The 12,126-nt window shown below is 48.3% G+C and carries 9 protein-coding genes; 3 read left to right on the top strand and 6 right to left on the bottom strand.

Features of this window, described 5'->3' with window-relative positions; translation table 11 throughout:
- Window positions 1–41: 41 nt before the first annotated feature.
- Entirely contained in the window at window positions 42–353 is a 312-nt protein-coding gene (locus tag AC5JBY_RS31065; RefSeq protein ID WP_495908597.1) for a carboxypeptidase regulatory-like domain-containing protein, read from the bottom strand.
- Window positions 354–616: 263 nt separating this feature from the next.
- Window positions 617–2,014 carry a hypothetical protein gene (locus AC5JBY_RS31060; RefSeq protein ID WP_495908596.1) on the bottom strand — a complete coding sequence of 466 codons (1,398 nt, stop codon included), beginning with the start codon at window positions 2,012–2,014 and terminating at the stop codon, window positions 617–619.
- A 330-nt stretch (window positions 2,015–2,344) separates the two neighbouring features.
- Between AC5JBY_RS31060 and glk the strand changes: the two genes are divergently transcribed.
- From glk to AC5JBY_RS31045, 3 genes are all read left to right on the top strand, one after another.
- Window positions 2,345–3,394, top strand: coding sequence for a glucokinase (glk, locus tag AC5JBY_RS31055; protein WP_495908595.1), 1,050 nt, complete (start codon window positions 2,345–2,347; stop codon window positions 3,392–3,394).
- An 89-nt stretch (window positions 3,395–3,483) separates the two neighbouring features.
- Window positions 3,484–5,580 (top strand): carboxy terminal-processing peptidase, encoded by a 2,097-nt coding sequence (locus AC5JBY_RS31050; protein WP_495908594.1) that lies wholly within the window; start codon window positions 3,484–3,486, stop codon window positions 5,578–5,580.
- 216 nt (window positions 5,581–5,796) lie between these two features.
- The gene (locus tag AC5JBY_RS31045; RefSeq protein WP_495908593.1) at window positions 5,797–6,990 is read left to right on the top strand and encodes a PepSY-associated TM helix domain-containing protein; all 1,194 of its coding nucleotides are present in this window, start codon (window positions 5,797–5,799) and stop codon (window positions 6,988–6,990) included.
- Between the two features lie 8 nt (window positions 6,991–6,998).
- Here AC5JBY_RS31045 and AC5JBY_RS31040 read toward each other — a convergent pair whose 3' ends face one another.
- The 4 genes from AC5JBY_RS31040 to AC5JBY_RS31025 all read right to left on the bottom strand — a co-directional run bounded on the left by AC5JBY_RS31040 (window position 6,999) and on the right by AC5JBY_RS31025 (window position 12,030).
- A complete protein-coding gene (locus tag AC5JBY_RS31040; RefSeq protein WP_495908592.1) occupies window positions 6,999–7,481 on the bottom strand; it encodes a DUF983 domain-containing protein in 483 nt (160 codons plus the stop codon).
- A gap of 6 nt (window positions 7,482–7,487) precedes the next feature.
- Window positions 7,488–8,381: a helix-turn-helix domain-containing protein gene (locus tag AC5JBY_RS31035; protein WP_495908591.1), complete on the bottom strand. Its 894-nt coding sequence runs from the start codon at window positions 8,379–8,381 to the stop codon at window positions 7,488–7,490.
- A 172-nt stretch (window positions 8,382–8,553) separates the two neighbouring features.
- Complete coding sequence (locus AC5JBY_RS31030; protein ID WP_495908590.1) at window positions 8,554–10,680, bottom strand: right-handed parallel beta-helix repeat-containing protein; 2,127 nt, start codon at window positions 10,678–10,680, stop codon at window positions 8,554–8,556.
- A gap of 18 nt (window positions 10,681–10,698) precedes the next feature.
- Window positions 10,699–12,030, bottom strand: coding sequence for a hypothetical protein (locus tag AC5JBY_RS31025; protein ID WP_495908589.1), 1,332 nt, complete (start codon window positions 12,028–12,030; stop codon window positions 10,699–10,701).
- Window positions 12,031–12,126: the final 96 nt, after the last annotated feature.

The following is a 12,126-nucleotide window of genomic DNA, read 5'->3' as shown; positions in this document are numbered from 1 at the left end:
AGCCCGGCTTTCTCGTTCTGAGCCGTCCTTATAATGAGTTATTACTGTTGGAGTTTGATCTCTCCGAGATTGGTAATTTGTCCCTCTTTTACTTCGGCATCGAGGGTCACATCTTTATGGGGATTTTTAGCATCTACCCATATTTTCCAGGAACCCGGTTTTACAATAAAGTTGAATCCCCCGTCGGATGGTTTTACTTTTAATGAGTCGGTGCCATTGATGGCTACCACAACATCCGCTCCGTCTGATGGAGAAATTTTCCCTGCAATTGAAGACTGTTGCATGACGCGCACGGCATGCAAACTGGCAACCGCGATGATAAGAACGATCAACGTGGCCATGGTCTTTTTCATAACTGATGGTTTTAGCGATGGTACAATCATATCCCTTCCTGCACAAAAGGGCAGGAAATCTCCATAAGAGAACGGTTAAAAACGGCTGAGGGGAAAACGTCGTATTGCAATCGCAGCGTGATGTTCTTTCAATTTCTGTGCCAAGGGAATGTAAGCGAGGGGGCTGATCCGGTGCGAAGATAGGGAAACTGCTATCAAATGCAAAAGCGACCGGGCTTCCGATCGCTTTTGGGTAATATATTACATAATAAGTTAACCTGAATTTAATACCCTGCATGTGCAAGGCCCAGTGCCTTGGAGTTGATGCGGGTAATAGTATAGTCAACTGTAACCCCTCTATTGGTATTGGGTGCCTCAACTGTTTTCTGTTCTCCGGCTGCTACATCACTGAAGCGAAGCAACTGGGTCTTTACCACCCGCTTTTCGGGTCCAAGATAGCGTACCTCCACTTCCACCTCGTCCAGCGGATAAAGGCTATTGTTGGAAAGAGTGAGCTTCAATTGTGAAATGCCACCCAGTACACCTGTCTTGTATTTATTGGCATCTACCGCCACCAACTGGTGAATGTTGCGGCGTGTCTTTTCTATTTCGGGATTGTTGGCCGGCTTCTCTTCAGTCTTGTTGGTCACCACTGCCGGGATGATCTTGATGTTTTGCTGTTGTTCATCTTTTGCCGGCTGGGTTTCTTTGGTAGCAGGAATAGCTGCCTTTTTAGCTGGTACATCGACTGGCTTGTCTATCAAAGCTTGTTTGCCACTGGCAGTTTCTGCTGGTGGTTCCTGCTGGCCCACAGTGCCCGGATCGTTAGCCGTGATGACTGTTTGTATAGGCGTGGCCACAGTCTGTGCTGCCAGTTGAAGACGTTTTTCGCGCTCCTGTATCTTCCGCACGATCTCGTCGAGAGCTGCATTGTTCTTTTGCTGGCGGCTGTTGCTGATCACCAGTCCTATAATAATACCTCCCAGTACCAGGCAGGCGGCAACGATGCTCCGCATCAGCAGCTTGTTGTTGCTGTTGCGCAGGTGTGCGGGCGCCAGTGTTTCTTCCTGTAGGGGACGGTGTTGTTCTACGATTTCTGAGAATCCTGCAACCGGTGTAGTCGTTTGTGTGGCGATGGGTTTGCTGGCTATCGTTTTATTAGTGATAGCAGGCGTGGTGGCCGCCATCGCTTCAGCCTGTTTTATCTTTTCTTCGCGCAGGCGGGCAAACTTTTCATTAAGCAGCTTAGCGTTGGCTTCCTGCTCGGCTGTTTGTGTTTTTGCCTGCTCTGACTTGCTATTGTTGGTAGTCGTTACCGTATTGGTATTACGATTACCAGTGCCGGCAGGCAATGTAACATATATCTTCTTGGGAGTAATATGCTGCGGAACAACAACTGTCACTTCTGTCTGTGTAGTTTCCTGCTGTGTAACGTTGCTGGTTGTTTGCTGTGCAGCAGTAGCCTGCTGTGTAGTTTTTTTCTTGTAGAAGCGATCGTAAGGTTGTTCTTCCCCTGCTGGTGCAAAGTGCCTCAGTTCGTCTATCTCACTGGGGTAGCGCCAGGCAGCACTTCTACCATCCAACCAGACAAGGTCATAAGGTTTAAGGCCCAATTTTTCCAACTCGTCCACTGAGTAAGGCCCCGATTGCTTGTTGTCGCGTAGTAATAAATACTTGTTCATATTTCATCGAGTAAGCATACACAAATGCTCAAAGCAATTGTAGTGGTACGACAGCGGTAGTTATTTCAGGGGATTGGAGTAGGGAATTGGAATCTAAAATTGGAGTGGTTATCTCAAGGTTAATTGCAAGTTAACAACTTGCCTTGATTTATTATAATAACCATGCCGGAAAATTGTTAAAGTTTAACAGTCTGACAGTCTGGACCGAAGGCCGTTGTTGGTTGTATGCTGCCTTCTTTTTGCTTATTCCATTCTAATGTTGGATTCTGGCTTCTGTATTCTATTTTTACAACTCATTCATTTATATAGATCAATAATAAGCGTATAACAATGAGCCAGCTATCTATTCCTTTGTCTTTGCCGCGTCGTAATGAAGTACCTGCTGATGGATTTACTGTATTGGCTGGTGATATTGGAGGTACCAAAACCAACCTGGCCAGTTACAAGGTTACACCGGAAGGAATAAAGCAGATACAGGCTGCTCGTTATGCCTCAGGTGAATACAAATCGCTTACTTCTATTATACAACATTTTTTGTCGGATTATGATCAACCTACGCCCGATCGCATAAGTCTTGGCGTGGCTGGCCCCGTGTTGAATGGCAAGGTTGACCTCACCAACCTGAGCTGGGTGCTTGACCAGGCAGATATTGCTAAGGATACCGGCGTACCCAAAGTGGTGTTGATCAACGATCTGGAGTCGATGGCCTATGGATTGGCCGCTTTGCAACCCGAAGATTTCATCACCATCCATCCCGGCAAAGAGAATGCTGTGGGCAATATGGCGATCATAGCGCCCGGCACCGGGCTGGGGGAGGCTGGCCTCTATTGGAATGGCAAAGCGTATTTCCCATTCCCTACGGAAGGTGGACATTGTGATTTTTCACCCCGTACCGACCTCGACATGGAGTTGTGCAAGCACCTGCAGCAGGATAGTGAAGTGGTAAGCTGGGAAAAAGTGGCCGCCGGCCCTGCCGTTACCAGCATTTATACTTTTTTGCGTGATGTAAAGAAAAGGGAAGAGCCTGCCTGGCTTACTGAACAGCTGGCCACAGAAAAAGACGATTCTGCCGTGATCAGTCAGGCTGCCCTGCATAATAAAGCCGCCATTTGTGTGGAAACCATGGACGTTTTTGTAAAGTATATTGCCCGCGAAACTTCCAACCTGGTGCTGAAAATGAAGGCTACCGGCGGGGTTTTCCTGGGAGGCGGCATTCCACCCAAGATCGCACCGCTGTTGTTGCAGACTGCTTTTTACCGCCATTATATGGATTGCGACCGCATGCAGCATCTATTGGAAAGCGTTCCCATCCGTATCATCAAGAATGATAAGACCGGATTGCTGGGGGCGGCTTATTTTGGTGCCTACGGAGAATGGTAGGACCAGTAAATCCATGAATGGAAAACAAGTAAGGCTTGGGAACGTTAAATTTGTTGACGTACCTACATTATAAATCGAAATTGTCTTGTATGATGAAGTGTCGCAGCAACCTGTTTGTCCTTTTTGTAACCTCCCTGTCTGTACTCTCAGCTTCCACGGCCTGTGCGCAGAAAAGTAAAGTGACCGAGAATATCGATCTCGTGTTCCACAATACTGCCGACATGATGCAGCAGATCCATTATGCGCCACCGAAGCTGGATGATAAGTTCTCGGCGCAGGTGTTTACTTCCTACCTCGAGCAGCTGGACCCCGGCAAACGTTTTTTCCTGCGGGATGATTTACATCAATTCAAGAAGTATGAGCTTCAGCTGGATGATGAGATGAAGGGCAAAGTAGTTCACTTTTATAAAGTGGTGAACACTACTTTCAAACAACGGCTCAAGGAGTCGGAACTGATGATAGAAGAGTTGCTGAAACAGCCTTTCAAATTCACTACACAAGAGGTTTACAATACCAATACTGATAAACTGGATTATAGCAAGAGTGCTGATGACCTGAAAAAGCGCTGGCACAATTACCTCAAGTACCAGGTGCTGGGTCAATATGAAGACCTGCTCGATATTCATGCGCGCGATACGGCCAACAAGCAAACGGAGGCTCAGCTGGAAGAGAAGGCGCGGCAAACCATTCTGCGTATCGAAAAGCGCAACATTGCCAACCTCACCAAGCTGACTACCGATGAAGAGGCTTTCAATACTTATGTAAATAGTATTACCAACTTATATGACCCGCACTCCAATTACTTCCTGCCGGTTGACCGCAGAGAGTTTCAGGAAAGCCTGAGTGGTGTGTATTATGGTATTGGCGCTTTGCTGGCCGATTACCAGGGTAAGATCGGTATTGGTGAGTTGATGATCGGCGGTCCCGCCTGGAAATCGGGTCAGGTAGAAAAGGGAGATATCATTGTGAAGGTAACGCAGCAAGGCGGCAAGCCTGTTGAAGTGGCCGGTTTTGTAATGAGTGAAGTGATCAAGCTGACGCGTGGCCAACAGGGCACCACGGTTACCATCACGTTCCGCAAAAATGATGGCACCTTAAAGGATGTGACCATTAAACGGGAAGCGCTGCAGTTGGACGATACTTTTGTAAAGAGTGCGATCATCGAAGATTCGGTGAAGCTGGGTTATATCACTTTCCCGAAATTCTATACCGACTTTGGCGATGCCAATGGTCGTAGCTGTGCGGTGGATATGGCGCGTGAACTGGCCCGCCTGCAGCAGGAAAATGTAAAAGGTATCATCATCGACATCCGCGACAATATCGGCGGCAGCCTCGGTGAAGTGATCAATATGATCGGACTGTTCATTAAAGAAGGTCCTGTGGTGCAGGTGAAAGGCCCCGCTGGTGAGCCGTACGTAAGCCGCGTAAAAGGAAAGGCGGTGTTGTATGATGGACCGCTGGTGGTGCTGGTGAATGAAATGAGTGCTTCTGCCGCGGAGATATTTGCTGCTGCTATCCAGGATTACCATCGTGGCATTATCGTGGGCAGCAGTTCTACCTATGGCAAAGGATCGGTACAACGGCCTTTTGGTGTAGGCGATAACCGTACTAATAACAATGTGAATACCGACCTCGGCACATTGCATGTAACGCTGCAAAAGTATTATCGTATTACCGGTGCTGCCACGCAGCTGAAGGGCATCGAACCCGATATCAAGCTGCCCGGTATTTATGAGCCTTATAAAATGCAGGAGAAAAATAACCCCACGGCGCTTGCCTGGGATACGATTCAGGCTGTTCCTTTTGCCTTGATGGATGAGCAGGGTGATATTCCCAAAGTAGTGGCTTCTTCCGGTTTACGCATGCAGCAGGATTCTACGTTGATGTCGCTTTCGAAGAACCTGCAATGGCTGCAGAACCGTTCTGGCATCTATGCGCTTCAGCTGGATAAGTACCGGGTGCAGGAAAAAGAGCTGCAGACCAAAGTAGGTGATATCCGCAAGCAACTGGTATCTGCAAAACCCATGCAGGTGAAGAATACTACAGACATGGAAGAATCGCTGAAGAACAAGGAACAGTTTAAGAATGATAGTAATAAGTCCTGGCTCAATTCACTCAAGCGCGACCTGTTCCTGTCGGAAGCAGTATATGTGATGTATGATTTTCTGCGCCTGAAGACGGTTTAAATAGACGCTAACAGTTTTTATTTTACAATAATATTAAGAGGTGACATCTTCCCGAAGGTGTCACCTCTTCGATTTTTCCGATCCCGGTATTTGAATTTCCTGATTGAGTAAGCCGATAACAAATATTCACAGGAGTTTTGCATCTACGTTTTAAGCAATCCGTACTGTCGCCTAATGCGCTGGCACGGGTTGCGCCCAATTAACTGCGAAACTCAGATGACGGCTAAAGTTATTGTAGGTAAGCTTCACCGCTGGCTCGGACTTGGTTCCGGGCTTATTGTTTTTATTGTCAGCATCACTGGCTGCTTGTATGCATTCGAGGAAGAGCTGTTCAATCTCTTTCACCGCAAGGCTGTTTATGTGGAGGTGCCTGAGAAACCCGTTCTCAAACCACTTTCTGAATTGATGGAGATTGCCAGGAAAGCGTCTCCTGCCGGCCGGTCGATGGAGCAGGTGCTGATCAAAGATGATCCGGAAAAGGCTTATATGTTTGTGTCATTCAAGTTTGACAAGGAAAAAGCCGAAAAGAGTATTTGGGTCAGTGGGGGCTATGAATATTATGACAGGATGTTTGTGAACCCTTATACGGGCGAAGTGACAGGTACAGTGAATATGCTCTATGATTTCTTTCTGGTGTCCCGGCAAATTCACCAGAGTCTTTACCTCAGACATGAGATAGGCGGTATGATCGTAGGTACTTCCATCCTGATCTTTTTACTGATGCTGATCTCTGGCCTGATCCTCTGGTGGCCACGGAACAAAGCGGCTGCCAAACAGCGTTTTAGTTTCAAGTGGAAAAAGACTACTTCATTCAAACGCAAGAACTATGACCTGCATAATATTCTTGGATTCTATATTCTTACTATAGGAATATTCTTTGCCATTACGGGGCTGGTATGGTCGTTCACGTGGTGGGAGAATGGTGTTTATAAATTGCTGGGGTCCGAAAGAAAGACCGGTGTACCGGCAAAGCCTGCAACAGTCAATGCCAATCCCTTATCTTCTACAGCCGCTATCGATATTGCCTACAATGATGTCCGGTCCAAACGGGAACATTTCAAGCGGATCTTTGTGCTGCCCAATGAAGCAAAGAGAACTGTTCAATGTCTCTTGCAGTATGAAGGCGGCACCATCTGGGAAGAGTCGGACAATTTTTATTATGACCTGGATACAGGCACAGAGTATGCTCGGGAACTACAGGAACAAAAGACGCTGGGCACAAAATGGCGCGTATCCAATTATGGCCTGCATACCGGAAAGATCTTAGACCTGCCGGGAGCTATCCTCGCTTTTATAGGTAGCCTTATCTGCGCCAGTTTGCCGGTAACGGGCTTTTATATCTGGTGGGGGCGGAGACGCAAGTCTTCAAAGGCCAGGCGGTCAATCAGTCTGGCCGCTCAAGCGGCCTGACCGTTTTATCACCACGCATTCATGTGATCTTTATTAATCCTTTCTGGTTCATCCGGGTTGTGGTCTTTCCAGTTTTTATCGTAGCGGATAAAGAAAGCAAGCCACAGGGTTCTGGCTATTCTCATCAGTATGGGCTGCAGTACAATTAGTAAAAGGGCATTGGCGCCCATCCAGTAAAAGAAGCGATTGTCTTGTGTGCTGAAGCCGATCAATACATACCATGCAATGAGTGAGGCTACGCTGATGGCGATGGACAGGCCATAGCTTACGTAGCTGGAGCCATAATAGAATCCTACTTCTATATCGAAAGGTTGCGCGCATACCGGGCAGCGGTCATTCATTTTCATGGTGCGTTTGAGGTGGTAGGGGTTAGGGTCCACAAACATATCTCCCTGGCGGCAACGGGGACATTTGCATTTGAGCAGGTTCAATGCGCTGGGTTTGCTTTCTTTTGGAGTAGTTGCCATTACTGTAAGGGGTATCTCTTTCATGGTCTTTTATTTTGATTCTGCAAATTGTTTATTCCTGAATTCGTCCGGCGTTACGCCCGTGGCTTTTTTAAAGAAGCGGTTGAAATAGGAGTTGTCCTGAAAGTTGAGGTCATACGCTATCTCCGTTACCGTCATCCCTGCATTGGTGAGCAGCCGCTTGGCTTCCAACAGCACCCTGTCGCGGATCAATTCTCCGGCTGTTTTGCCCAGCATGTCCTGCCACAGGGCATTGAGGTGGTTGGGCGTTACGTATAGCAGGTCGGCATATTCCTTCGGTAACCGCAGCGACCGGTAGTGCATGTCGATCAGCTTCCTGAATCCCCGCAACAAAACCAGCTTTTGCTGTGGAATGGCCCTGTTCTTCTGGCCATCGAGTGTGTAATCCACCAGCAAAAAGAATTGTAGCATAAGTGCCCGCACCATATCGCTATGTTGTTTATACTCGTTGTCGGACCAGGTGAGTATGGATTCGAATAAATGCAGTGCTTCTTTATGGGTGTCGATCGTCAGCTGTTTTACACTTTCTTCACTGCTGCCGCTGAAAAAAGCAAAACGGTCGAGGTATTGTGCATTTTGCAGGAACGATTTGAAATAGCTATCGGAAAAGTTGATGATATACCCTTCCATTTTGCCTTCAAATTGCCAGCTGTGTACCTGACCAGGTATCATACAATACAACTGAAAAGGCTTTACGTCGAACGTAGTGAAGTCAATAGTATGGGTTCCTTTTCCTTTGGTAAACAGCACCAGGTGATAGAAGGAATGCCGGTGAGGAAAATGCAGGCTGGCATAATACTTATCGAGGTAGCTGGACAACCTGTCGGCCATCAGATCTTCGTTGCCGCCTTTTTCCGGGCTGATATTACAGATATCATATACCGGTATTGTCTTTTTTGCCATGAGGCTTATGTTTACCCCACAAAGCTACACTTGAAAAGTGCAATTGTTATGGTGTATTTTGGCGTAAACGTGGTACTTTTTACTGATTTAAGTAAAAAAGCGGCCCCTCTTGCAAGAGGCCGCTCCTGTAGCCGCGCACTGTTGTGCCGGCTTACTGCGTGGTTGGAATCTGTTAGGGTACTATCGTGGTGCCGGAATCATTGATCTGTTGTATCAGTGTTTTGGGAGTCCTGGTATCGCCGGAGAAATTGTTGCTGATGATTGACGAGCCATTGGTAGTATTGATATAAATACCGTAATGGTTGCCCGGCCAAAAGAAACCGCTCATGGTGCTGATGAACGTATTGCCCTGGATAACGCAGTTAGCAGCATTGAACAAAGAAATGCCGTGCTGCGCAAAATTCGTGATCGTATTGTTCTTGATAAAGATGTTCGCATGGTCTTTCGACGTGGGCGACATTACATCGTTATAAGTATTCAGTGCAACGGAATCGATCTTGTTGATGCGCACATTGATAGCGCCGGCATCTGCACCAAGGTTATCGAAACCACTGTTCCTGATATCATTGTTCGTGATCCAGATATCGCGGCTGTAAAGGCCATTGTACCAGAAGGCAGCTTCGTTGTACAGGGAGATAGCTGGCGAAGAACAGCTGAAATATTGATTGTTTTCTATCATGCCTTTGGCCGAACGAATGATGGAACCCCTTGCCCGCACTGTGAAGCGGTTGTTGCTGATCATAAACCGTTCATTGCGCAGGTTTGTGTTGAATAACTGCACATTCTGCTGCAGGTCGGCGATGTTCATATCGACAAGACTGTCATAGTCGCTGGTAGGGATGGCAGGCGAGAACTGTACACGGTAAGCGCCGCTTTGCAGGAACACCGTGTCTACTGTGAAGTTGGTGCCCATGATCTTACCAGTTTTGGGTGTGTAGATCCGGAAGATATGTCCCTTCTTCAGGTTCATAAATTCATTGTTGGTGACTGTGAGGGTAGTGGTATTTATTTTTGACCTTACAAATATGCCTTTGTTGTACAGGGCCACACCATCATCGGCATTGCCGATAAAGGTGCTATTTTCTACCCAGGGACCAATGGCATTGGCGCGGCAGTGCACACCATCTGCATTGGCGGAGACAAGCCTGCTGGCGTCCTTCAGCGGTGTTTGGCAATTGAGCACTTTCATATCGCTGCCATCGTAGGAATAATAGCAACCAATGGGGCTGGCGTAGTTGATGATGCTGTCAAACACCAGGTCGATGCAATTGCGGGTGCTGAAGAGCGGGCCTACATTATCGCGCGCCACGATGGATAATACATCGCCTACGTTGAAGTATTTGCCAGACTTGGTGCCGGTGTGGTAGATGTTGTAAACAGGCGTGTCTTTACAGGCCAGTGGCGTCACGTCGGCCGGTTGTATTCCCACTGTATTGTTGTTGATCTTCTTCAGGCTGCCGGGATCGGTAGGGTCCACGAGGTAAGCCCATGACCAATGGTCAGTAAAGGAAGGATTGTTGTAGATGGCAGGGTAGTAGGGGGAGGCCTTGCCCGTTACTGTTCTCAGCCGCACATTGATATTGAGCACGGTGGTGTCTGTATTGTTCACACTGATCACATCGAGCAGGGTATGCGGCAATGGGTCCCAGTCTACAGTCAATCTTCTTACCGTTACACGATTGGAATTTTGTATGCGCATGAACCCTACATGCGGATTGTTTTTGATAATGATATGGGCGTTGTTGCCTTCTATGATGAGGTCATTGATGTTGGTGGTGTCGATGGCAAACAAACCCGTGAAGCTACCTTCGATGTAATAGGTGGAGTCAGCTGTAAAAGCCAGTACAGAAGGCGTATTCATGATGGCCTTGCGCATGGTATCCTTGATCGCTTTAAGTGTGGCGTTGGCAGGGATGGTATAGGTACGTGTGGGTTGTGCCACGATATAAGTGAAGCGGGATGACCAGGCGCTGGAATCGGTGCCGGCTTCGTTCCTTGCTTTTACGCGCCAATATACTTTTCCTACCGGCAACTGGCTTACAGGTACAAACCGGGTGATGTTGAGGTTGGTGCGGGTAACGATGATGTTGGTGAAGCTGGTGTCTGTGGCCAGTTGTATGTCGTAGCTGTATCCATTAGTAACGGCCAGCCAGGTGAAAGATGGATTGCGCACATAACCGGTGCTGCCATTGAGCGGTGCGGACAATGCAGGCTGGTTAAGCACAGCGTAGCTTTTACCGGCTGCCATGCCACACAGCAATAGCAATATAATGACTGCACGGAGTGTAGTATGTTTCATGGGAGTAGTTTAAGGTGATTAGTAGATGAACTTGTTGGTGAGCAGATGCCCTTGCAGGGTGATGAAGGTGGCCATGAAGAGACCGCGGGCGTTTGCCGGCATATCCAGCGGAAAGCGGTTCATGCCTTTTTCAGCTGACACCTTACGTGTATATAATATCCGGCCATTGAGGTCGTATACCTGCACCACACCATTCAGCGCGCGTGCGGCTGTGATCTCTGCAATTACTACCGGCCCTTTGTTGTTGGAAAGCACGCGAAAGCTCGTATTATCATTGGCTGTAATGGCTTTTTTTGCCATCGCCAAAGCCTGCGGCGCCATGGCTACACTCCTGAATACTTTGTTGGTATCTGCCTGTGCAATGATCACCGGTTTCAGGTTGGAGAAACTGGCGTTGTGCCCGGTGCTGTCGATATACCTAACCAGTTCACCACCAATATCATTGCGGCGTACGGCATACAACGTTACGATACCATCCGCCTCCACGCCGGCAACGCCCCGGAACCGGTCGCCAAAGACCCCGATGGTCCCATTGTCCGTCCAGGAGCCGGATACAAGAGAATATTTCTTAAGAACGTTGTTGTCTGCAACGTAAAGCACGTTCACAGTGTCACTACCATTGAGGCGGGCCATGAAGAATTGGAAAGGGCTTCCGCCGCTGGAGGGATAGCCCGGCAGGTTTTGTAGGGTGGTCCCCGTTGCCGTAGGCAATCCGGTACCTACCCGCGCCAGCCGGAGGCCGGTAGCCGTAGAGGTAGTGTACAACTGTCCGTCGTAAATGGCGGGGCAGCGCCCGGTGGAAGTGGAAATCAGTGTGTTGGAGGTGCCTGTGCTGCCCAGGGTGGCGTAAACAACGCCACCATTGCCGCCGGTAGCCCAAACGTTGGTGCCGTTCACAACGGCCGAGCGGATGGATACCGTGCTGAACCGGTTGCTGAAGGCAGTAGTGGTGTTCACACTGCCAGCTGCATCGACCACCGCTACCACTCTGTTGACGGTAGTGCTGTTGGAAGCCGTAACCCCGGTTGTGCCGGTAGCGGCATCATAGCCACCCAGTGCCAGGTATTGACCGTCTTCTGAAAGGCTCATGAAGCCTTCGCTGAAGTCGACCGAAGTAGAAGGTAATGTGAGACGGCGGTGGCTGCCATTGACGGCTGTGGGTAGTGCGATGCTTTGCACCAGTTCACCACAAGGTGAGTATTCGTCGAGAAATACGGGTTGAGCGACGCCCGTTGTCATAGGAAGCGTGCCTGTGCCGATTCTGACCACTACTATGTTTCCGCTGCTGAAAGATTGTGCACGGGTATTGACGGTGCACACGACAAGAAGGATAAAGAGAAGAATTCTCATATGGCGAGTATTGGTTTTTTGCAGTCGTTGTATACACAATCTTTGCAATAACCATTACTTATCAAAGGAAAAGGAATTCATTTTTTTAGTGGGAAC

This window comes from Paraflavitalea sp. (assembly GCF_059502485.1).
This window is presented reverse-complemented; position numbering and strand designations above follow the sequence as displayed.

What these genes read in the sequence shown, in the direction of transcription:
- AC5JBY_RS31040 (WP_495908592.1), bottom strand. Translation starts at nt 7,481, where the DNA reads ATGAAAGAGATACCCCTTACAGTAATGGCAACTACTCCAAAAGAAAGC.
- AC5JBY_RS31045 (WP_495908593.1), top strand. Translation starts at nt 5,797, where the DNA reads ATGACGGCTAAAGTTATTGTAGGTAAGCTTCACCGCTGGCTCGGACTT.
- glk (WP_495908595.1), top strand. Translation starts at nt 2,345, where the DNA reads ATGAGCCAGCTATCTATTCCTTTGTCTTTGCCGCGTCGTAATGAAGTA.
- AC5JBY_RS31060 (WP_495908596.1), bottom strand. Translation starts at nt 2,014, where the DNA reads ATGAACAAGTATTTATTACTACGCGACAACAAGCAATCGGGGCCTTAC.
- AC5JBY_RS31025 (WP_495908589.1), bottom strand. Translation starts at nt 12,030, where the DNA reads ATGAGAATTCTTCTCTTTATCCTTCTTGTCGTGTGCACCGTCAATACC.
- AC5JBY_RS31030 (WP_495908590.1), bottom strand. Translation starts at nt 10,680, where the DNA reads ATGAAACATACTACACTCCGTGCAGTCATTATATTGCTATTGCTGTGT.
- AC5JBY_RS31050 (WP_495908594.1), top strand. Translation starts at nt 3,484, where the DNA reads ATGATGAAGTGTCGCAGCAACCTGTTTGTCCTTTTTGTAACCTCCCTG.
- AC5JBY_RS31065 (WP_495908597.1), bottom strand. Translation starts at nt 353, where the DNA reads ATGAAAAAGACCATGGCCACGTTGATCGTTCTTATCATCGCGGTTGCC.
- AC5JBY_RS31035 (WP_495908591.1), bottom strand. Translation starts at nt 8,381, where the DNA reads ATGGCAAAAAAGACAATACCGGTATATGATATCTGTAATATCAGCCCG.